Origin of the sequence: Lactobacillus sp. 3B(2020), assembly GCF_013487845.1 — a bacterium.
Lineage (GTDB): Bacteria > Bacillota > Bacilli > Lactobacillales > Lactobacillaceae > Limosilactobacillus > Limosilactobacillus alvi.
Genome location: NZ_CP047410.1, coordinates 45,065 through 68,850 on the forward strand (window position 1 = coordinate 45,065; position 23,786 = coordinate 68,850).

The 23,786-nt window shown below is 45.4% G+C and carries 10 protein-coding genes, 1 tRNA gene and 3 rRNA genes; 11 read left to right on the plus strand and 3 right to left on the minus strand.

The features are described from left to right. Positions 1-432 precede the first annotated feature (432 nt). The 3 genes from GTO83_RS00210 to GTO83_RS00220 all read left to right on the plus strand — a co-directional run bounded on the left by GTO83_RS00210 (position 433) and on the right by GTO83_RS00220 (position 8,738). A complete protein-coding gene (locus GTO83_RS00210) occupies positions 433-4,107 on the plus strand; it encodes a PD-(D/E)XK nuclease family protein (RefSeq protein ID WP_180871153.1) in 3,675 nt (1,224 codons plus the stop codon). Between the two features lie 3 nt (positions 4,108-4,110). After that, entirely contained in the window at positions 4,111-7,923 is a 3,813-nt protein-coding gene (gene addA, locus GTO83_RS00215; protein WP_180871154.1) for a helicase-exonuclease AddAB subunit AddA, read from the plus strand. A gap of 68 nt (positions 7,924-7,991) precedes the next feature. Continuing rightward, a complete protein-coding gene (locus tag GTO83_RS00220) occupies positions 7,992-8,738 on the plus strand; it encodes a hypothetical protein (RefSeq protein ID WP_180871156.1) in 747 nt (248 codons plus the stop codon). Positions 8,739-9,101: 363 nt separating this feature from the next. Here GTO83_RS00220 and GTO83_RS00225 read toward each other — a convergent pair whose 3' ends face one another. Then, on the minus strand, positions 9,102-10,388 hold the full coding sequence (locus tag GTO83_RS00225) for an LTA synthase family protein (protein WP_180871158.1): 1,287 nt from the start codon (positions 10,386-10,388) through the stop codon (positions 9,102-9,104). Further along, positions 10,385-11,959, minus strand: a complete 1,575-nt coding sequence (locus GTO83_RS00230) for a hypothetical protein (protein WP_180871160.1) — start codon at positions 11,957-11,959, stop codon at positions 10,385-10,387. Before GTO83_RS00230 ends, GTO83_RS00225 begins: the two co-directional genes overlap by 4 nt. 489 nt (positions 11,960-12,448) lie before the next feature. Here GTO83_RS00230 and GTO83_RS00235 point away from each other — a divergent pair, with 489 nt between their 5' ends. From GTO83_RS00235 to GTO83_RS00270, 8 genes are all read left to right on the plus strand, one after another. Continuing rightward, positions 12,449-13,738: an adenylosuccinate synthase gene (locus GTO83_RS00235; RefSeq protein ID WP_180871162.1), complete on the plus strand. Its 1,290-nt coding sequence runs from the start codon at positions 12,449-12,451 to the stop codon at positions 13,736-13,738. Between the two features lie 308 nt (positions 13,739-14,046). Beyond that, positions 14,047-14,589 (plus strand): bifunctional pyr operon transcriptional regulator/uracil phosphoribosyltransferase PyrR, encoded by a 543-nt coding sequence (pyrR, locus tag GTO83_RS00240; RefSeq protein ID WP_180871164.1) that lies wholly within the window; start codon positions 14,047-14,049, stop codon positions 14,587-14,589. A 110-nt stretch (positions 14,590-14,699) separates the two neighbouring features. Beyond that, the gene (gene pyrF, locus GTO83_RS00245; protein ID WP_180871166.1) at positions 14,700-15,422 is read left to right on the plus strand and encodes an orotidine-5'-phosphate decarboxylase; all 723 of its coding nucleotides are present in this window, start codon (positions 14,700-14,702) and stop codon (positions 15,420-15,422) included. A 2-nt stretch (positions 15,423-15,424) separates the two neighbouring features. Then, the gene (gene pyrE, locus GTO83_RS00250; RefSeq protein ID WP_180871168.1) at positions 15,425-16,069 is read left to right on the plus strand and encodes an orotate phosphoribosyltransferase; all 645 of its coding nucleotides are present in this window, start codon (positions 15,425-15,427) and stop codon (positions 16,067-16,069) included. Positions 16,070-16,776: 707 nt separating this feature from the next. Further along, positions 16,777-18,351 (plus strand): 16S ribosomal RNA (locus GTO83_RS00255). A 195-nt stretch (positions 18,352-18,546) separates the two neighbouring features. Next, positions 18,547-21,469, plus strand: a 23S ribosomal RNA gene (locus GTO83_RS00260). Between the two features lie 83 nt (positions 21,470-21,552). Then, a 5S ribosomal RNA gene (gene rrf, locus GTO83_RS00265) occupies positions 21,553-21,669 on the plus strand. The 16S, 23S and 5S rRNA genes sit together here with 1 tRNA gene alongside, the layout of an rRNA operon. Before the next feature lie 55 nt (positions 21,670-21,724). Beyond that, positions 21,725-21,797 (plus strand) — tRNA-Thr (locus GTO83_RS00270). Positions 21,798-22,534: 737 nt separating this feature from the next. Here the strand turns inward: GTO83_RS00270 and GTO83_RS00275 are convergent. After that, positions 22,535-23,719, minus strand: a complete 1,185-nt coding sequence (locus tag GTO83_RS00275; RefSeq protein ID WP_180871169.1) for an aminotransferase class I/II-fold pyridoxal phosphate-dependent enzyme — start codon at positions 23,717-23,719, stop codon at positions 22,535-22,537. Between the last annotated feature and the right edge of the window lie 67 nt (positions 23,720-23,786).

The following is a 23,786-nucleotide window of genomic DNA, read 5'->3' on the forward strand; positions in this document are numbered from 1 at the left end:
AAAGCTCCTTGACGGCCTGGTTGGGATAAGAAGGACGAAGGTTGATTCATTAGAATCGACCTTACGTTCGCACTTATCCGCTAAGGCCGTGCTTTTTGACCTTAGTTACTGAGTAACATTCGGAGATGAAAGAGGGGCTGGGAAGAAACGTGCGTTTCTTCCCAGCCCCTCTTTTTCACCAGACAGAAACGAAAGGAAGGTGAGTAAACGGTATTAATAACCAGACATAGAGAGATTTGAGGAAACCTTCCTTCCGTGAGTACTCAGAGTATGTTCACTAAGTAACAAACTAATTAAAACATAGATTGCCTATCTTTGCAAGGAATTAATATAAACCGGCCTTGGAGATATCAAAAATGATAATTGTTTTCACAAAGTTTTAATATGATAAAATAAGGTTATTTAATTGCTGAGGATGGGAAGGTAAGATCAATGGTGAAATCGAGTTTGAACTTTATCTTGGGGACTGCTACGGTTGATCATCAAGCAGCAATGGTTGATCAATTAGCAACTCAATTAGCCGAGCACCCCCAAGATCGTTTTTTCTATCTAGTGCCAAATCATATTAAATTTTCAACGGAAATTGACGTTTTAAGTCAATTGAAAGCTAAGCAGACGGGACCAATTTATGCTCAAAGTCAGGTTCAGGTCCTGTCTTTTAGCCGGTTAGCATGGTTTTTATTGCGCAATCAGCCGGAATTTAATGCTCCACGAATTTCACCAACGGGTTTAACGATGTTAACGGCCGCTGTTATTCGTGAAATGCCATCAGCAGAATTAAAATTATTCGCTAAGGAAGCTCACCAACCTGGCTTTATCCAAGATTTAACGAAGCAGTTAGTCGAACTCCGGAATGCCAATATTGCTCCAGAAGACTACGAAGAGATTAAAACGAGAAGTGTCGCCTGGGCAAAAAGTCACCACCAAGTTGATGCAGCTTACAATGATAAGTTAGCCGTTTTATTCAAGGTTTATGCTAAATTCACAGCAGCCTTGGGGGGACAGTTAGAAACGCCAGCAATTTATGATTTACTGATTGAAAAGCTAGATCAGGGTGATTTTAAGGATTGCCATTTTTACCTTGATCGTTACAACGCCCAATTTTTAGCTAAGGAAGAACAAATTGTTGAAGCGATGATTAAAAATGGGGCAACGACCACGGTTAGTCTGGTTTTAGATCGTCCTTACCAAGGTTCAACCTTACCAGATGAACATGATTTGTTTTACCAGCCAGGATTAATCTACCATCGGCTAGCTAATTTCGCTTTAAATACCCCAGGGGTTGAATTGCAACCGACAACCTATGCACAAGTGCCGCGGGTGGCACCAGCCTTTAAGGACGTAGAACAATGGCTAGCAGCTAACAGCCAGTTCGTGACGCCGCAAGAAGCCAAAACTAAGGGAGAAAACATCCATTTTAATACGGTGCCAACGCGGTTAGCTGAATTGAATTTTGTGGCGGCCAAAATTCGTCAGCTAGTAACCCATCAAGGTTATCGTTACCGGGATTTCTTGATTCTTACCCGGCGATTAGATGCTTATGAAACGATGCTTGAACCGACTTTTACGGCGCATCAAGTACCATTTTTTAATGATAATGACCGGACGATGAAGAATCATCCCTTGGTGACCTTAGTAATGGGGCTTTTCCAACTTCTTTGGAAACAATTTCAGTTGGCTGACTTGATGCAGATCCTCAAAACCGGCTTGTTAATTCCGAAAGAGCAGGTTGATGGGCAACCGCTGACCGCCTTTCAATTTCGGCAAGATTTATACCTAACAGAAAATTGGGCACTAAAGTACGGCAAAACGGGATATGCTTGGCTCGGTAATAAGGATTTCCAATACACGCCAGGATATCAGGCTACCAGAGAAGATAGTTACCGTGACCAACAAGAACAAAAGAAAAGCGCCCAGTTAAACCGAGTACGGCGCTATGTAAAACGGCAAATCGTTCCTTTTATTGAAGCCTTACGGCAAGCAAAGAGTGGCCGGGAAGCAGCCAGACTTCTGTTTGAATTTTTAGTCAACCAAGATGTACCCGGTCAATTAGCAAAGTGGCAAAGGGCGGCGACTGACGCTGGTAATTTAACCCTTTCCCAAGAATCAGAACAGGTGTGGAATTCATTCTGCCAGCTTTTAGATGAGTATGTTCTAACGATGGGGGATCAAACGAACTTTAATTTAACAGCTTTTCGAGATCTTTTGTTAGTCGGCTTTCAAACGGCAACTTATTCGCAAATTCCGTCAACCTTAGATCAAGTTTTAGTATCTGAAAGTGGCATCACCCAGACTGAGCACCGAAAAATTGTTTTTATTATTGGGGCAACTGATGATGTCATGCCTGCTATGCAAGTTGAAACGGGACTGTTAACGGAAGATGATCGGCGACGGCTCGCTAGTGGACTCAAGGACTATCAATATCTGCCGGTTTCGGGGATGGCAAAAGTAACCAACGAACCTTTTGTTAATTATTTAGCGATGATGACGGGGCGGGAACAGTTATATTTGGTTGCGCCACTGCAAAGTAGTGAAGACCAGCCAGCTGGACTTTCTCCGTATCTGACGGGTTTAAGTGCTTACTTTAACCGTCCGATCGATAATCTCCCGGGGACCCCTCAACCACTAGCTAGCTTTGCGGAAATTAAGCCATTTATTTCAGCCATTCCAGCAACCCGTTCAAGTTTTATCCGGGCGCGGCGAGTTGCCCAAGATAACGGTCAAAATTTAAGCGCCAACGATACATGGAAATTAGTTGCACGGATTATCAACGCTCAAAAGAATGGTCGTCAAGTTACCCTAAATAAGTATCAGTATCAAAATGATCCCCAGCCACTAACCCCGGCGTTGGCGGAACAATTATATGGAAAATTGGATCGGGAAACGATTGTTGAACGGACAGAAATGGAAAAGGCCGGGCAACCATTACCACCCCTGGATGACCTTAAACGCCACTCAACGTTAAAGGCATCGGTTTCTCAATTACAGACTTACTATCAAAATCCATATGAATATTTCTTGAAATATGGCTTAGACTTGAAGCGGCGAGAAGAATTTGAAATTACGCCCGCTGACTCTGGAACCTTCTATCACAATGTAATGGATGCTTTTGTCCACGCAACGGGGACGAAACTAGCAACGCTAACGCCGACTGAATTGACGACTTATACTAACCAGGCGTTAACTCAGGCTGCCCAAGCGCAAACTTTATTAACTGAATTGGAGGATGGTCAACTCCGGTTTGCCTACCAGTTTGATCATCTAAAGCAGCTAGCTAAAGCGATGATCCGGGTTGTCTATCTGCAAGCTCAGGTCAGTCATGCGCGACCAAAATATACGGAACAGAGCTTTGGGAGTGGCGCCAACGCAACCTTCCGACCAATCACTCAGCGCCTGGCTGATCAACGCCACCAAGTTGAAATTCGGGGGCGGATTGACCGGCTAGATCAAGTTCAAACGGCAGATCAACTTTATCAAATGGTGATTGATTATAAATCAAGTGACCGGAAATTTGATTTAGTACGGGCAACGACTGGTTTGGATTTACAATTATTAACCTACTTAGCAGCCGTAAAACAAGATCTTAAACGTGGTCAAATTGGTGGTGCTTTTTACCTCCATTTAGCTAACCAAATCTTAAAACCCGAAGACTTTAAGAAGTCATTAACTGAAATTCAGTTAGATAACCACTTGTACAATGGGTTAGTGCTCGCTGATATTAACTTACTAAAGCAACTTGACCAGGGGTTAGACCAAGAAAAGGCAGGAAAACTTTTACATGCCCGGTATATCAAGAAGACCACCAGTTACAAGGCTAATGCAGGTTCCGCCATTTTAACGCCGGCCGAACTGGATTGGTTGTTAACTAAGAACACAGAGTTAATTACGCAAGCTGCCACCGATATTTTTGCTGGGATAACAACCTTGGCACCTTTTCGGCTTGGTGAGCAAAATGGTTTAAAGAATAGTGACTTCTTACCAATTTTTGCCTTTGATAACGTGCTGGACCAGGATAAATTTAAAGATATCACGTTAACGGAAAAGGATGTCTTAAATCAAATGCACGCAGATCAAAAATCAGCGATGAAAAATAACAAGAAAGGATAGATTATGGCAGGTTTTAATCCGACTCCCAAACAAAAACAGGTGATTACCGACCAAGGAAAAGACATTTTAGTTTCAGCTTCAGCTGGGTCTGGGAAAACTGCAGTGCTTGTTAGGCGGGTCATCCAGCTCCTAAAAACGCATCCGGACCTTAATATCGACCAATTTTTATTGGTTACCTTTACTAAGGAAGCGGCTAAAAACATGCGCGATCGGATTCGTAGTAGCTTATTGGCAGAAAATAATGCGACTTTAAGAAAGCAGTTAAGTCGTCTTCCTTTAGCAAATATTAGTACGATTCATGCTTTTTGTGAGCAAGTAATTAAGCAATATTATTATGTTATCGGTCTGGATCCCAAGTATCGTCTCCTTACTGATGATACTGAAGAAAACCTTCTCCGGGATCAAGTTTGGAATGATTTACAAGAAGAATATCTGGCCAAGAACGGTGAATTTAAACGGCTCAAAGAAGCTTTTCAGGATCCCAAGAGTAATGTGGGAGAAGGTCTGGCTGATGTTGTAATTCGCTTAGACGAGATTGCAAATGCCCAAGCCCATCCCAATGACTGGCTCAAACAACTAATGGTAGCTTATCAAGTTCGGCCGGGCGCATTAATGGAAAGTCCATTCTTTCAAGCTTACGTTTTAAAGGCGATCTTCCAGGAGCTAGACCAACTTCGTCACGCCTTAGCTGATTTAATTGATACGATTCCAAATGATCCGGGCTTTGAAAGGGCTTTGATTGCGGTTCAAGCAGATAGTGATCAAGTAGAAGCAATTGCTGACCAATTAGAACAGGGGAATTGGGATGCGGCGGTCGAACTAGTGCAAAATCCAAAATTTAAAACCTGGGGAACTAAGGGCTTAGACGAAGCTGATAAAGCCTTAGCTGATGATTTGAAAGCCCAACGGGATGCTCTCAAGGACCAATTTAAGGCTAGCTTGCCAAAGTACTTGCTTGCTAGTGAGGCAGTGATGGAAAAGAGAATCCAAATCGCCGCCACTTACTTAGAGCAACTAGTTGCTGTTACCCAAGAATTCCGGCAACGGTATCAAGGGGTTAAGCAAGCGCAGCACCTCCTTGATTTCAATGACTTGGAACACTATACTTACCAGATTTTAACAACTGATTCAACCGAAGGACGGCAAGCTCAAGGCCAACTTCGGCATCACTATCGGGAAATTATGGTTGATGAATACCAAGATACGAATGGCATTCAAGATGAGTTGGTTAAGCAACTTCATGATCCAAAGTTCAATCATCTCTTTATGGTAGGGGATGTTAAGCAATCAATTTACCGTTTCCGGCAGGCGGACCCAACCCTATTTTTAGACCGTTATCGGGAGTATTCGGGACCAGCTACTGATAACGAGGCAATTGTATTGGCTGAAAACTTCCGTTCCATGGAAAGTGTGACCAGCTTTGTCAATTTGGTCTTTACACAATTAATGGACGAAAACTTAGGCGAAATGGCCTATGATGACGATGCCCAATTAAAGTACGCTGCTAAACGTTACGAGGCTGCTGATGAACCGCGACCAGCGACAGAAATGTTATTGTACAATGCTACGGAAAAAGACGAAGTCCCCGATCCGGCGGTTGAACACTACGTGGAACGTCAAGTTAACGATGCCGATGCTGGGGAAGTTTGGTTAATTGGCATGCGAATTCGGCAGATGCTTGACCGTCAGGAATTAATTTATGACCAAAAGACGGATCAAATGCGGCCAATTCAACCGCAAGATATTGCGATCTTAGCCCGGACAAAAACTTTGAATAACCAAATTGTGGAACAATTTGCCCGGTTGGAAATCCCGGTCGTTGTCCATGATGTTAAAAATTATTTCAAGGCTATTGAAGTTCAAACCGTCCTGGCTTTACTAAAGATCATTGATAATCCCGCCCAAGATATTCCATTAGTAACGGTTTTACGCTCGCCAATGTATGGATTTACGGAACGAGAATTAGCCTTTATCCGGATCCATCACCGGCATGATGATTTCTATGCAGCTTTGATCAAGGTAAAGGGAATGTTGGTAGAAACAGAGCAAAAAACAAAGTTACAGGCGGAATGGAAAGCTTGGGAAATGGAAGCTCCAACCGAAGTTGGTCCTAAGCCAACTGACTTTACTACCTTTGCTGGGAAAGTAATTACTTTTTTAAAGCAATTAGGCCATTTTCAGCAAGTTGCGGAACAACAAGCTTTGGCTGACTTAATATGGCAAATTTACCAAACGACCGACTACTTAGACTATGTTGCGGCGATGCCTGGTGGTAGTCAGCGTCAAGCTAACCTCCACGCCTTTTACCAACGAGCAAATGAGTATGAGCAAGGGAACTTTCGGGGATTATACCAATTCATTAATTTTATCGAACGCTTGCAACGACGCAATGATGATCTTGCTCAAGCGCCGGTTGAAGTGGTTGGGGATGCGGTTAACGTTATGACGATTCATGGGAGTAAAGGGCTCCAGTTCCCGGTGGTCTTCTTGGTTAATAGTAGCCACCAGTTTAACCACCAAAACCAAAGCGCCCCCATCATTGTTAATCCCCATGATGAGATGATCGGTTTACGATTTAGCGAGCCCTATCAAGGCGATCCGGTGATCCGGTACCGCTTTGATCTTCCCCAACGGGAGGTGGTTCTCCAATCCTTGACTAAACAGGAACGAGCCGAAGAAATGCGGCTACTGTATGTTGCTTTAACCCGGGCGGAACAACGATTGATTATTACGGCCGGAATTAAGCAGGATCCGGAAAAGTTGATTACAAATTGGAAAGCGGCAGCTAATGATCCAAAGCTTGTTTTAGGGACTAATGTGCGGCTAAAAGCGCATTCGATGCTCGATTGGTTAGGCATGACCCTTTGTCGGACAGGACTACTTTCACCAGCTCAATTTAATAGTGATGAAGCATGGCCAACTTTACCAGGGTTGAAAACCAAAGCTAAATTACAATTTAAAATCTATACCGCTAATCAAGTTGAAGCCGAATTAAATGCGCTTAAAGCTGTGCGAAGTGATCAAGCTTTAACAACGAAAAAGACGTCGTTAAGCCGGGAAGAACGGAACTTTATTAATCAGACGATGACGATGGTATATCCGTATGAGACGGCAACCCGGACGACGGCCTATCAATCGGTTTCGGCAGTAAAGGAAGTCTTTGCTAACCAAGATCCGGACGAGGCCAAGATGGGCCATGTAACCTTTAACCAGCAGGTTGCTAAAGAAGAAGGTCGTTATTTGCGGGGCGAGTTTGGTCAGCCAGACTTTATCAGTGCCGGACCAACCACTCCGAGTCCAACCTTAGTGGGGACGGCAACCCACTTAGTTTTCCAACAACTAGATCTGACAAAGGGTGAGGTGACTAAAGGCATGGTCACCACCTTAATCAAACATTTGGTAACAAGTGGGTTAATCGAAAGTGCCCAAATTGCTGAAAATGTTAATGTAGATGGCATTGTTAATTTTTATCAAACCGAGTTAGGACAACAGATCTTAGCAAACCCAACAGCCGTTGAACGGGAAAAGCCATTTTCGATGTTGTTAAATGGGCATAATCTTTTTACTAATTTACATCCCGAAGATGGGGAACTTTTAATTCACGGGATTATCGATGGTTATTTAACCACCCCGGATGGAATTATTATTTTTGATTACAAAACGGATGAATTAAAGTCAAAAGGAATTCAGGGAATCAAGGATCGTTATCAAGGACAGGTGCATTTATATGCCGATGCACTCCATCAAATGACGGGCCGGCCAATTTTAAAACAATATCTTTACCTAGTAAGAATTGGTGAATTAGTCGAAGTGTAGTATCCTTATAAGTGTGAATTCTTTTAGCGAAAAATAATTAATTCGTTTGAAAACTGGAGGAAATAATTGTGAAAAAAGTAGTACTACTATCAGCAACCGTCCTAGCCGGGATTGCCTTAGTAGGTTGTGGGAAAACTAGTAGCTCATCAAGTACCGATTCAGCGACTAGTAGTGAAATGACGGAACAATACACCAAAGCGGAATATGCGGTAATGGCTTACATGAAGACTGGGGATATTTCGGCTAAGGATTTGAAGAAGGATGCGGACAAGTTAACCTTAAAGCACAAGGGAAACAAGTACACCATTACCAATGATGTTCAATCCTTTGTTTGCGAAGTTAGCGGTAACAAAGTTAAGGTGACCTTACAAGACGCTGACGGTAAAAAGCTAAGTACAGTTAGCTACACCAAGAAGGCTTTAGCGAAGAGCTACCAAAATGATTTGGAAGCAATTGACCGGGTGATCGCCAAGTTACAAGGTAAGAAGGATGAATCGTCTTCTTCATCTTCATCCTCATCTTCATCTTCTGAAGCAAGTAGCGATACAAGCAGTTCCCAAGCTTCAAGTTCGGCTAGTTCTTCGAATACTAGCTCTAGTAACCAGGGGAGCACCAGTTCACGAAGTGGTAATAATACGAGTGCCACAACTAGAAGTAGTAGCCGTACGAGAGGTAACGGTGGTGGCTACAATTACAATGGTTATAGCAATGGAGGTGGCGCTGGTATGGGTGGTACAACTCAAGCACCAACGGATACCACTGGTACCACGGGTGCGCCAGTTAACGATACCGGAACGGACGCTCCCGTAGATTAAGATTGATTCATTTTAAAGCTTGCTAATTAGGCCTTTCCTGCTATAGGGGGGCAGCCTAATTAGGAGCTTTTTTATTTTGGTGAAAAAAACAAAGAGGGGCTGGGAAGAAACGTGCGTTTCTTCCCAGCCCCTCTTTCATCCCCGAATGTTACTCAGTAACTAAGGTCAAAGCAGTAGCTGAATGGCCGTTGCTTCCCTGACGGTCGCACCAACCGATTCTGCCTTGCATGGGCTCACAAATGCCAAACCAGTTGGCTAGTTCGCTCCAAATCACGGCCTTAGCGGATAAGTGCGAACGAAAGGTCGATTCTAATGAATCAATCTTCGTCCTTCTTATCCTAACCAGGCCGTCAAGGAGCTTTTTCACCTTCCCACTCGCGGTGGAATCGTCTTAATAAAGCGGTCGTGTAAAAGGTAGTGATGGCCGGCAGTTAAGTCGTATTGGACAAGTTGATAGTCGTGATAAAGTTGGCGTTGGGCTTTTGAGAGGTGCTGAACTTGATGGCCATGTTGGTCAATTAACTCAGCAGTATTCTCGTGGATCCGATTACTATGACTGACTTGGTTTAAGGTCAAGGTAATTGCGGGGAGTTGCTCATGAACTTTAGTTAAAAGCGCGTAGTAAGGCGTAACTTGCATATCCATCTGAGCGAGGGCCATGGCTGGAAATTCATTTGGACTAACAACCTTAGTCTTCGTTACCCGAGAGTGGTTTAGGTGTTGCGCGGCTGGATTACTGTAAATGAAATAGTCGGTTTCGTGCATTACGAGGCCGTGGTTTTGCATTGAAACCTGGTGGTAAATCCCCGGAAGGTGGTCCCCGTACCAGACCACAGTTGTCGGTTGGGAACTCTTTTGAAGTCGCCCGATGAATTTTTGCAAAGCTTGGTCCGTATAGTTAACTCCTTGGGTGTAGGTTTGAATTGCGGTGTGATCATCCCCTTGCGCAGTCGAGCCAGACACTTGGAAATGATTGGGATGGTAATAGTTATTGTATGGCATGTGATTTTGCATGGTTGCGACCTGGATAAACTGGTTGCCATGCTTTTTTTGAAGTTGCCAAAGAATTTGTTGGTAGGCTGACCAATCATCAATCCGCGGGCTAGTACCTAAATGATGGTGGTAACGTAAGTGATAACGACTTCCTAAGTAGTAAAAGGAGTTAAAACCAAACTTTTGGTAATCTTCTTTCCGGTTGTAAAGGTTCGCCGTGAAAGGATGAATCCCGGCGCTATAAGTAAAGAGTTGGTTAATAGTGACCGGATGGTGTTGGAAAGGAACTAGTTGTGAGTAGGGTGTTGGTAAGGTCGGGGAAAAGTTAACCACCGAAAGGCCGGTTAAGGCTTGGTATTCCATGTTAGCCGTCCCGCCACCGTAACCGGTACTAAGCATAAGGCCACTTGGGGTAGTAGCCTTTAACTTATCAAGATAAGGGGTGGGATTGGGATGGACTTCTAGCCCTGGGACCCGACGGGGATTAGCGAAACTTTCACTGAGGATAAAGACGAGTCGTTGCTTACCAAGGTGTCGATGGGAACGATGTAGGTTAAGTTGTTGGGCCGCAATTAAATAGCGATTTTCAATTACTTCCATCTGGTGCTTGGAATAACCAGCCGGTTTGTCCATGACCGTAATGTCAACGTTGTTCATAAATTGTAGGAGCGTTCCGTTAACTTTAGCCCCCGGAGTTGGGCGTAAAAGTAGGGGATGTCGCCGGCTTGGTCCACATAATGATGGCTCAAGGAATTGGGATGATTGATGTGGGTAAAGCTCAGGAGATAGCCTCCAGCAAGGATGAGACTAAGAACACGGGTAAACCAGTTGAACCGTCGCGTGGGACCCCAGTATCGTTCGAGCCAAATCAGACCAATTAGGACCACGATAATGATGATCCCGGCGCTGATGAGGATTAAGGGGTTAACCATGCTTAACATTTCTTGGGGGGCGGATAAAGTACTCAAGTCGGTGGGCAAAATTGGTTCTTGCCGGGCAGTAATCTTTAGTCCGGATGCTACTAACCAGCCCGCGTAGACGAGGATGGTTAAGCCACTTGATAACCACCATCGGTTAGTTAAGGCCATTAAGAGACCAGCAAAGGCCCCGACGATTAAACAATTAATCGTTACTAACTTGGCTTGATGAATGACGACCCATTGCAGCATTGGTAACCGCCAGTCCCAAAGAAAACCAAAGGAGATAATGGTAAGCCCCCAAATGGTAATGCCAAAAATAAGGGCTGGGATGATCCACGGTTGCAGGTGCTTGAGCCAGTTAAAAGTGAACTTTGGGCGCCTGAGCTGATTGCCAAAATGAAGGATTAACCAACTTAAGCTTACCCAGAGTAGATAGTAAGTAACGACTAGTAAGATAAACGGTAAGCGATGAAAGAGGAAGAGGAGGTTGGGGATGGCCAGCCAGGTTAATAAGAGGTTCCCACTAATTAAAAACGTTGGGGATGGCTCAAATCGAGTTGGGAGATTAACGCTGATTAAAAAAGCGGTGGTTAAAGCAAGGGGGGTAAAAATCGGGAGGGCGTTGGTATAATGAAAGGTCAGTACTAGACCTTGATGTGGGCTATAAGCGACCGGATTTTGACTCATCCAGGTGACTAAGCTCATTCCCAAAAAGCTCAGGATTACTAAGCAGCCAAGGATAAAACGATGGTTGTGCCACCAGTTGAGTTTGGCCTGGGCGAGATAGTCTCCCCAGGCAAATAAGAAACTAAACCACAGCCAACTGGTACCCTGACTAAATCCTAGCCAGGTGGTGTGACCAACTAACATTAAGCCAATTAAGAGTCCACTAATCCCCCAAAGGGAACATCGCCGTTGCTTAAATGAAAATTGATGAAGCCAAGTTTGAAGCGGGGTTTTAAACCAGATTAGGAGGGTATTTGACAGCCAAGCTAGGAAAATATTGGCAACCACAAAGTGTTCGGCACTTGGTGAGCTAGGGAGGACCTGGTTAATCAGAAGTAGACCTAAACTTAGGCCGGTTAGAGTTGCTTTTTGTCCATAACTTAGCGTTGTGGATTGATTATGTCCAATCAGGATCGGAAAAAGTATTACCCAGAGGCTCCCAGCATTTTTAATTAGCCAAAGGAGGGCAAAGGTAAGGCCGTGGGTGGTACTAAGACCACTTTTGGTTACCATGGCAGTCGCTAAGAGGACTGGTAAGGCAATTAATCCCTGATAAAGTAATTTTCGGCGTGACGCAACCAAGTTAATTCCTCCTCAAATTAAATTCAACAAATTCCATTAAACCGAGAATTCAACCGTGAAGGTAGCGATAATCAGTGGGGAATGTTCACTGAAGAAACGGGAATTGTAAATTAGTGAAGGGTTAGGGGAAATTTTATTGGAAGGCCTTACGATTTAAAAAAGTTCGTTTTTATCGCGATCCAAGCGGGCTTTCAAAACCTTTTGAAGTCAATTTCCCCAATTAAAATTGAACGTTTGAAAAAGCTATCTTTAAAAACGTTCGAGAAAGTAGTTGAAAAATCCAAGGCGATTCGGTAGGATAATTAAGTAAGTATGTGCTTATGAGCGGTCACCGCTTGCTTAACGGCCGGATTGTGACCATCGTTCCTAAGTAACATGCTGCGGTGTAAGGGTAGGGATAAATTCAGATTTCTCACTCTTTAATTTTAGATCGTATTTGAAAGAAAACTGAGTGAGAATTTCGCTTAGTCATTAATGAGGTGGAAAAACATGGCATCTGTAGTAGTTGTTGGTAGCCAATGGGGTGACGAAGGAAAGGGTAAGATTACTGACTACCTTTGCCAGACCGCCACGATGGTCGTTCGGTCACAAGGTGGCAACAACGCTGGCCACTCAATTGTTTTTCACGGGAAAAAGTATGGCTTACGCTTAATGCCATCTGGAATTTTTGGGGATGACACCTTAGCCGTAATTGGTAATGGGGTGGTGGTGAACCCTAAGTCCTTGTTGGATGAAATTCATTACCTGAATTCTGAAGGGATTGCAACGGATAACTTGCGGATTTCTAACCGCGCCCACGTAGTGATGCCCTACCATGTTTTGTTAGATGAATATCAAGAAGCAGCAAAGGGTGACCACAAGGTTGGGACAACCAAGAATGGGATTGGCCCGGCTTATGTTGACAAAGTTGCCCGGGTTGGGATCCGGATGTGTGACCTGTTAGAAAAGGATACCTTTGCCGAAAAGTTGAAGCTTAACTTAGCCGAGAAGAATGCTTTGTTTACTAAAGTTTATGGCAAACCAGCCCTTGATTTTGACCAATTATTTGAAGAATTTTACGCTTACGGGCAAGAACTTGCCCAATACGTTACCGATACAGCAATCTTAGTTAATAAAGCTCTGAATAAGGGAGAACGGGTCCTCTTTGAAGGGGCGCAAGGGACGATGCTGGATATCGATGCTGGAACTTACCCTTATGTTACTTCCTCAACTCCAGTTGCTGGTGGGGCCGCTACGGGAGCTGGTGTTGGTCCAAACAAGCTCCAAACGGTTGTCGGGATCTGCAAGGCCTACACTACCCGGGTCGGGGAAGGACCTTTCCCAACCGAATTGTTTGATGAGGTTGGTGCTCAGTTACGGGAAACTGGTCACGAATACGGGACGGTAACTGGTCGGCCCCGCCGGATTGGTTGGTTTGATAGTGTTGCTATGCGCCATGCTGTCCGGGTCGATGGGATTAACTACTTATCCTTAAACCTCCTCGATGTTTTGACCGGTCAAAAGACGATTAAGATTGCGACCGCGTACGAGCTCGATGGTAAGCAAATTGACTTCTATCCGGCTAGTTTGAAGCAATTAGCCGCTGCTAAGCCGATTTACGAAGAATTGCCAGGTTGGGATGAAGATATCACCCAAGCTAAGCAAATTAGTGACTTACCAGCCAATGCCCAAGCCTTCTTAAAGCGAGTAGAAGAACTTACCCATGCAAAATTAGCCACTGTTTCAGTAGGCCCCGACCGGGATCAAACAATTATCGTAAATGATCCTTGGGAAGACTAACCACAAAAAATTTAGATAATTTGAGGATCAATCTGTGAATTCAACAACCTAAGATTAGTTTCTGGTAATCCCAAACTAGTTTTGGGTTGTTTTATTTTACGCCTAAATAAAAGTATGACCCTCGAACCGTGTAATTAGGTGTTGAGCGGCCTGTCGTACCAGATAAAAATCCAACCTTGGATAGTCCTAAGTTCAAATTCAGTAAAAACCTTTTACCATAGCGCCAATGAAATATTTGACACTCCTTGAAATGACGGGTACACTTGATCAAAATAAAGTCTTTTGTGTTGGGAAGGAGTGTTTCGATCGTGGCGCATGAAATCGTTGATGGTTCCAGTATGAAACGGGCGTTAACGCGGATTACTTACGAAATTATTGAGCAGAACAAAGGGGTAGACGACCTGGTCTTTGTTGGGATTAAGACCCGGGGAATTTACCTGGCTGAGCGCCTCGCTAAACGGATGGAACAACTGGAAGGGGTCAAGATTCCAGTTGGCTCCCTCGATATTACGCTTTATCGGGATGATCGCCATCAACCAAATCACCATGTAGAACCAACGGTCGAAAACGCGGATATCGCCGTTGATATTACTGATAAACACGTTATTTTAGTTGATGATGTGCTTTATACTGGGCGGACGGTACGAGCAGCCCTGGATGCCTTAATGGATTTGGGGCGGCCTAAGCGGATCTCTTTGGCCGTGCTAGTTGATCGGGGACACCGTGAATTACCAATCCGGCCGGACTTTGTTGGTAAGAACATCCCAACTTCAAATGCTGAAACGGTGCACGTGGCGGTTGAAGAATATGACGGTCACGAAGACATCTCAATCGATAATAATCAAGATTAATATCCACTATTTAATTTGCTCCAGAGAGGGTGACAATGGTGGGCGGCCTTTTTGCCACCCAAAAGCGGTCCTCTTTGGAGGAACGCTTTTTTTGAAACGGAGGAAGAAAAATGCAACGTTTTGCACCAATGGTCGCAATTGATGTGCCAACGAAGGAGGAGGCAGTCGCCTTATTTGACCAATTAGCAATGACCACGCCAAAACCAATTGTAAAGTTGGGGATGGAACTGTATTACACCGCGGGTCCTGAGATTATTAGCCTAGCTCGCCAACGGGGCTTTAAGGTCTTTGTCGATTTAAAGTTGTATGACATTCCCAATACGGTTGGTCGAGCAATGAAAGGCTTGGGAAAGCTTGGTGCATCTTTTGTAACTGTCCATGCAGCTGGGGGAAAAGAAATGCTTCAAGCCGCCCTTGACGGCTTACAAACTGGCGCCCAAGCCGCTAACCTGCCATTACCAAACCTCTTAGCGATCACCGAATTAACTTCGATCAACCAAAGGATTATGAATGAAGAACAGGGAATCCCGGGTGAGTTAGTAACGACTGTCCAACGGTATGCCAAATTAGCTGATAAAGTTGGTCTAGCTGGGGTGGTTTGTTCAGCCCAAGAAGTTGAAGCGATTCGGCAAGTAACGCGTGCTGATTTTTATTGTGTTACCCCGGGGATTCGACCGGTAGGGAGTGCCAAAGGTGATCAAAAGCGGGTAGTTACCCCGGCTCAGGCCCATCAATTAGGCGCCAATGCCATTGTCTGTGGGCGACCGATTACTCAAGCTGAATCAGTTAGTGATGCATATGAAGCAATTGCACAAGAATTTTTGGAGGGATAATCATGATTGGGCAACGCGAAATTGTAGCAAAAAACTTACTTGACATTAATGCAGTGACTTTACGGCCGAATGAACCATTTACCTGGGCAAGTGGATTAAAAGCCCCGATCTACACCGATAATCGCTTAACAATTTCTTATCCTTGGGTTCGGCGGAATATCTATATTGGGATGATTGACCGGATTAAGCATAACTTTGGGATTGAAAACGTGGATGTGATCGCTGGGACCGCAACAGCTGGGATTCCTCACGCTACTTTAGTTGCCGAACGTCTCCAAAAGCCATTGATCTATGTTCGCTCAAAGCCAAAGGATCATGGTCAAGGACGGCAAATTGAGGGAGTCCTTAAGCCCGGACAGAAGGTAATTGTAATTGATGATCTTTTATCAACCGGTGGCAGTGTATTAAATGCAGTCAAGGCTGTGCAAACCGCTGGCGGAGAAGTTCTTGGGGTTGTTGCTATCTTCTCATACGAATTACCAGCTTTGACGAAAAACTTTGCGGCTGTTGATTTACCATTCTATACCGTAACGAATTACAGTACCTTAATTGAGGAAGCTTTAAAACAAGGATTAGTAACTGACGAAGAAAAAACTTCTTTGCATGCTTGGCGAGAAGATCCGGAAACGTGGTCGGCTAAGCATTAAACTAGGCCGAAAAACGTTAGTGAGGCCGGGAAGAAACGCGCGTTTCTTCCCGGCCTTTCTTGCATCTCTGAATGTTACTCAGTAACTAAGGTCAAAGCAGTAGCTGAATGGCAGTTGCTTCCCTGGCGGTCGCACCAACCGATTCAGCCTTGCATGGGCTCACAAACGCCAAACCAGTTGGCTGGTTCGCTCCAAAGCACGGCCTTAGCGGATAAGTGCGAACGAAAGGCTGATTCTAATGAATCAACCTTTGTCCTTCTTATCCCAACCAGGCCGTCAAGGAGCTTTTTGCCCAACCTCAACGTTTTTAATTTTTTGAGGTATTTTTTGAAAAAGGTGTTGACGAAATGAAGGAAGACCGGTATAGTTATATATCGTTGTCACCGCGATAAAACGTTACGCGTTTGGTGATCAACACAAGATTGTTAAAACTTCTTGTTGACAAGAAGTTGACAATTTGGTAAGATATAAGAGTTGTCGCTGAGTGATGATTCAAGAGCTTCTCAAAAAAGTTCTTGACAAGTTCTTGAGCGGTTTGATATAATTATTAAGTCGCTGACTTATAGCGAACAACGGTAGACCTTTGAAAACTGAATAAAGTTTCGACGAATCAAATGTGTAGGGTCCTTGATCTTAATGATCGAGGCAAAACATTTGCGAAGTCAATTCGCTTAATTTATTTTTGAGAGCTATCTCAAATTCTTGTTTTATATGAGAGTTTGATCCTGGCTCAGGATGAACGCCGGCGGTGTGCCTAATACATGCAAGTCGTACGCGTTGGCCCAACTGATTGATGATGCTTGCATCTGATTGACGTTGGTTTACCAACGAGTGGCGGACGGGTGAGTAACACGTAGGCAACCTGCCCAGAAGCGGGGGACAACATTTGGAAACAAGTGCTAATACCGCATAACAACATTAACCGCCTGGTTAATGTTTAAAAGATGGTTTCGGCTATCACTTCTGGATGGGCCTGCGGCGCATTAGCTTGTTGGTAAGGTAATGGCTTACCAAGGCAATGATGCGTAGCCGAGTTGAGAGACTGATCGGCCACAATGGAACTGAGACACGGTCCATACTCCTACGGGAGGCAGCAGTAGGGAATCTTCCACAATGGGCGTAAGCCTGATGGAGCAACACCGCGTGAGTGAAGAAGGGTTTCGGCTCGTAAAGCTCTGTTGTTGAAGAAGAACATGCTAGAGAGTAACTGTTCTAGTATTGACGGTATTCAACCAGAAAGTCACGGCTAACTACGTGCCAGCAGCCGCGGTAATACGTAGGTGGCAAGCGTTATCCGGATTTATTGGGCGTAAAGCGAGCGCAGGCGGTTTTCTAAGTCTGATGTGAAAGCCTTCGGCTTAACCGAAGAAGTGCATCGGAAACTGGATGACTTGAGTGCAGAAGAGGGCAGTGGAACTCCATGTGTAGCGGTGGAATGCGTAGATATATGGAAGAACACCAGTGGCGAAGGCGGCTGCCTGGCCTGCAACTGACGCTGAGGCTCGAAAGCATGGGTAGCGAACAGGATTAGATACCCTGGTAGTCCATGCCGTAAACGATGAGTGCTAGGTGTTGGAGGGTTTCCGCCCTTCAGTGCCGCAGCTAACGCATTAAGCACTCCGCCTGGGGAGTACGACCGCAAGATTGAAACTCAAAGGAATTGACGGGGGCCCGCACAAGCGGTGGAGCATGTGGTTTAATTCGAAGCTACGCGAAGAACCTTACCAGGTCTTGACATCTTGCGCCAACCCTAGAGATAGGGCGTTCCCTTCGGGGACGCAATGACAGGTGGTGCATGGTCGTCGTCAGCTCGTGTCGTGAGATGTTGGGTTAAGTCCCGCAACGAGCGCAACCCTTGTTACTAGTTGCCAGCATTTAGTTGGGCACTCTAGTGAGACTGCCGGTGACAAACCGGAGGAAGGTGGGGACGACGTCAGATCATCATGCCCCTTATGACCTGGGCTACACACGTGCTACAATGGACGGTACAACGAGTTGCGAACTCGCGAGGGCAAGCTAATCTCTTAAAACCGTTCTCAGTTCGGACTGCAGTCTGCAACTCGACTGCACGAAGTCGGAATCGCTAGTAATCGCGGATCAGCATGCCGCGGTGAATACGTTCCCGGGCCTTGTACACACCGCCCGTCACACCATGGGAGTTTGCAATGCCCAAAGTCGGTGGGGTAACCTTTTGGAGCCAGCCGCCTAAGGCAGGGCAGATGACTGGGGTGAAGTCGTAACAAGGTAGCCGTAGGAGAACCTGCGGCTGGATCACCTCCTTTCTAAGGAATTAATCGGAAACCTACACAGCGTTGAAACTTTGTTCAGTTTTGAGGGGTTTACCTCTCAAGCTTGTACTTTGAAAACTAAATAATATCTTTTCTAAATAATCAAGAAAACCGAGAACACCGCGTTATTTGAGTTTTTAACGAATATAATCGCTATCTCAATTAACTCGATTGATCGACGATCAATCAGGTTAAGTTACAAAGGGCGCATGGTGAATGCCTTGGTACTAGGAGCCGATGAAGGACGGGACTAACACCGATATGCTTCGGGGAGTGGTAAGTACACTTTGATCCGGAGATTTCCGAATGGGGAAACCTAACTAACTTAGTCGTTAGTTGCTTGACTAGTGAATTCATAGCTAGTAAGCGGTAGACGCAGTGAACTGAAACATCTAAGTAGCTGCAGGAAGAGAAAGAAAAATCGATTTCCTGAGTAGCGGCGAGCGAAACGGAAAGAGCCCAAACCAACGAGCTTGCTTGTTGGGGTTGTAGGACTGAACGTTTGAGTTACCAAGGGGCAAGGTAGTCGAAGCAGTTGGGAAGCTGCACCAGAGATGGTGATAGTCCAGTAGACGAAACCTTACCCCCTCAGTTCAGGATCCTGAGTACGGCGGGACACGTGAAACCCCGTCGGAATCTGCGAGGACCATCTCGCAAGGCTAAATACTCCCTAGTGACCGATAGTGAACCAGTACCGTGAGGGAAAGGTGAAAAGCACCCCGGGAGGGGAGTGAAAGAGTTCCTGAAACCATGTGCCTACAAGCTGTCGGAGCCCGTTAATGGGTGACGGCGTGCCTCTTGCAGAATGAACCGGCGAGTCATGATTACGTGCAAGGTTAAGGTGGAAAAACCGGAGCCGTAGCGAAAGCGAGTCTGAAATGGGCGTACGAAGTACGTAGTTATGTACCCGAAACCAGGTGACCTACCCATGTCCAGGATGAAGGTGCGGTAAAACGCACTGGAGGTCCGAACCCGTGTCTGTTGAAAAAGGCTGGGATGAGGTGTGGGTAGCGGTGAAATTCCAAACGAACTTGGAGATAGCTGGTTCTCTCCGAAATCTCTTTAGGGGGAGCCTCGGAATTAAGAATCTTGGAGGTAGAGCACTGTTTGAACACGGGGCCCGTCATGGGTTACCAACTTCAGATAAACTCCGAATGCCATCGATTCATGTCCGGGAGTCAGACGATGAGTGATAAGATCCACCGTCGAAAGGGGAACAGCCCAGATCACCAGTTAAGGTCCCAAAATATATGCTAAGTGGAAAAGGATGTGGAGTTGCATAGACAACTAGGATGTTGGCTCAGAAGCAGCCATCATTTAAAGAGTGCGTAATAGCTCACTAGTCGAGTGATCCTGCGCCGAAAATGTACCGGGGCTAAGCATATTACCGAAACTGTGGATTCAACCGTTAGGTTGAGTGATAGGAGAGCGTTCTAAGGGCGATGAAGTTAGACCGTGAGGACTAGTGGAGCGCTTAGAAGTGAGAATGCCGGTATGAGTAGCGAAAGACAGGTGAGAATCCTGTCCACCGAATGACTAAGGTTTCCTGGGGAAGGCTCGTCCTCCCAGGGTAAGTCGGGACCTAAGGCGAGGCCGAAAGGCGTAGTCGATGGCTAACAGGTTGAGATTCCTGTACTAGTTAGTTGCGTTTGAATGATGGAGGGACGCAGAAGGCTAAACGATCCGGACGATTGGAAGTGTCCGGCCAAGCAGTAAGTTAGGGTTAGAGTTAAATGTTTTAATCCGGGTTAACAAGCTGTGATGGGGAGTGAAATTATAGTAGCGAAGTCGTTGATGTCACGCTGCCGAGAAAAGCTTCTAGTGAGTAACTAACTACCCGTACCGCAAACCGACACAGGTAGTCGAGGAGAGAATCCTAAGGTGAGCGAGTGAACTCTCGTTAAGGAACTCGGCAAAATGACCCCGTAACTTCGGGAGAAGGGGTGCTGGTCGCAAGACCAGCCGCAGTGAAAAGGCCCAGGCGACTGTTTATCAAAAACACAGGTTTCTGCAAAATCGTAAGATGAAGTATAGGGGCTGACGCCTGCCCGGTGCTGGAAGGTTAAAAGGAAGGGTTAGCTTCGGCGAAGCTCTGAATTGAAGCCCCAGTAAACGGCGGCCGTAACTATAACGGTCCTAAGGTAGCGAAATTCCTTGTCGGGTAAGTTCCGACCCGCACGAAAGGCGTAACGATCTGGGCACTGTCTCAACGAGAGACTCGGTGAAATTGAATTGCCTGTGAAGATGCAGGCTACCCGCGACAGGACGGAAAGACCCCATGGAGCTTTACTGTAGCTTGATATTGAGTGTTTGTATTGCTTGTACAGGATAGGTAGGAGCCATAGAAACCGGGACGCTAGTTTCGGTGGAGGCGTTGGTGGGATACTACCCTTGCACTATGACCACTCTAACCCGCACCACTCATCGTGGTGGGAGACAGTATCAGGTGGGCAGTTTGACTGGGGCGGTCGCCTCCCAAAAGGTAACGGAGGCGCCCAAAGGTTCGCTCAGAATGGTTGGAAATCATTCGCAGAGTGTAAAGGCACAAGCGAGCTTGACTGCGAGACAGACAGGTCGAGCAGGGACGAAAGTCGGGCTTAGTGATCCGGTGGTTCCGTATGGAAGGGCCATCGCTCAACGGATAAAAGCTACCCTGGGGATAACAGGCTTATCTCCCCCAAGAGTCCACATCGACGGGGAGGTTTGGCACCTCGATGTCGGCTCATCGCATCCTGGGGCTGTAGTCGGTCCCAAGGGTTGGGCTGTTCGCCCATTAAAGCGGTACGCGAGCTGGGTTCAGAACGTCGTGAGACAGTTCGGTCCCTATCCGTCGCGGGCGTAGGAAATTTGAGAGGACCTGTCCTTAGTACGAGAGGACCGGGATGGACATACCGCTGGTGTACCAGTTGTTCCGCCAGGAGCACCGCTGGGTAGCTATGTATGGATGAGATAAACGCTGAAAGCATCTAAGTGTGAAACTCGCCTCAAGATGAGATTTCCCATTCCGTTAAGGAAGTAAGACCCCTCAGAGATGATGAGGTAGATAGGATGGAAGTGGAAGTGCGGTGACGCATGGAGCGGACCATTACTAATCGGTCGAGGACTTAACCAAGGTAAAAGGTGGTAAGGTTACTTGAGGGGAAAGATATTGTTTAGTTTTGAAAGCACAAGCTTTCAATCCTGAAAAGGATAGAGTGTGGTGATGATGGCTTGAAGGATACACCTGTTCCCATGCCGAACACAGAAGTTAAGCTTCAACGCGCCGAAAGTAGTTGGGGGATCGCTCCCTGCGAGGATAGGGCGTCGCCACGCGAGCTGAGTACGGATGTTATCCGTACTCTTTTTTTATGGCGGTTTACCGTCATATGCTGACTTAGCTCAGTTGGCAGAGCACGTCACTAGTAATGATGAGGTCGGAGGTTCGAATCCTCTAGTCAGCATAACTAAACTTTACGGTGTTAAGTAAGCCTTGATATATTAGCATTTTGCTAAAAGATATCAAGGCTTATTTTTTATTTATTAAGGAATATTATGCACATGGCTGTGCACACAGAAAAAACGTGAGCATGAGCTTGCATCGGGGAAATGCTGTACATATTGATCTAATGGGCTTTGTGCCAACGCATAGGTTCTTTAATCAAGAATGCAAGACTAGGGTTCTTAAAAAGCATTTTTGAAAGTATCTTGATCATTTACGGTAAAATGATCAAGATACTAAGATGATGATCAAAGTAGTGAAGTGACAATTCGAAGAGCAATTAAAAAACTACGTGATACCGATAGAATTGAAAAAATTGGTCAAGCAAGGGCAACTAAGTATGGACTAAAAAATAATTAGTTTATTTTTGGTGCACACCAAAATGAACACACCACGATTTTAGTATATCAAAGTAATAAAGGTCGGGAAGAAACTTTCGTTTCCTCCCGGCCTTTATTTCATTTCCGAATGTGTTACTCAGCAACTACGGTCAAAGTAGGAGCTGAATGGCAGTCGCTTCCCTGACGGTCGTACCAACCGATTCAGCCTTGCAGGGGAAACCAGTCAGCTGGTTCGTTAGCGGATAAGGGCGAACGAAAGGTCGATTCCAATGAATCAACCTTCGTTCTGCTTATGCTAACTAGAGCACCAAGAAACCCTTTGCAGCTACTCTTTAATCATAACAAATTTTAAAATTGCTTACTTATAACTCGCTTGATCCGCTTTAAAGATTTTAGCTAACCTTTCAGTTGCTTGTTTTAAGTCAGATAATGATGCGGCATAAGAAATTCGGAAGTAACGTAGTGGACGGTTAGTGAAGGCAGCTGCTGGTACAATCGCTACTTTAGCCTTTTCAGCTAAGTGGTTGGCGTAGGCCAGAGAGTCGCCAACAAAATTATCAGGAATCTGGACCCAAAGGTAAAAGGCCCCTTGAGGTTTAGTATACCGGAAACCGATCTTATCCATGGCATTCATTAGAAACTTACGCCGTTGGTCGTACGCGGCTTTCATTCTAGCAGTATCGATATCGCCATGTCGTAGCGCTTCTTCTGCTGCATCCATATTCATCGTTGCGGTTGTAGAGATGGCGGCCTGGTGAACTTTGGCTAGTGATTTTAAGATATCACTAGGTCCACAGATATAGCCAATTCGCCATCCAGTCATGGCAGCATTTTTGGAAACGCCACTGACATAGAGGGTTTGATCTGGTAATAATTTAGCAATTGGCAATTGTTTATCTGTATAAAGCAGGTCCGCGTAGATTTCATCATCTAAAATCGCAACATTAAATTCTTTAAGAACCGCAGCGAGTGCTCGAACTTCGTCAACGGTATAGGTTGCGCCGGTTGGATTAACTGGGTAGTTAAGCACCAAGACTTTGACGGCTGAACCATATTTTACTAAAGCTTCCCTTAGTAGTTGGGGAGTTACTTTAAAGTCCGGAGCAGAAGTTTCTAGTTCAACCGCCCGGGCACCACGCAATTCGGTATTAATACGATACAACGTATATGCGGGACTGGGAATCAAGACGACGTCATCAGGCTGGCAAAGGCCATCAATAATGGTACTAATAGCGCCACTAGCACCTTCCGTGACAAAGATCTCACTTTCAGGATCATAGTGAAGGTCAAAATGGCTAGCTAAATATTGGCTAATCGCATTTCGTAACGTTGAAGTTCCCCAGTTGTGCGGATAATGGGTATGGTCATTAAGAATACTTTTGATCGCAGCTAATTTAACATGATCGGCGGTCTTAAAATCTGGTTCTCCAACGGTTAGGTTAATTACCTCCGGATCGTGCCCATATTTATTATTAAGAACCCGAATTAATGAGGGTTTAGCAGATTTTAAATTTTCTGGTACTAGTGATGCAATTTTGCTCATGAAAGATCCCCCTTATGCATTAAACTGGCGACACAGCTATTGGAATAGTGATGTAAGCGACAAGAAA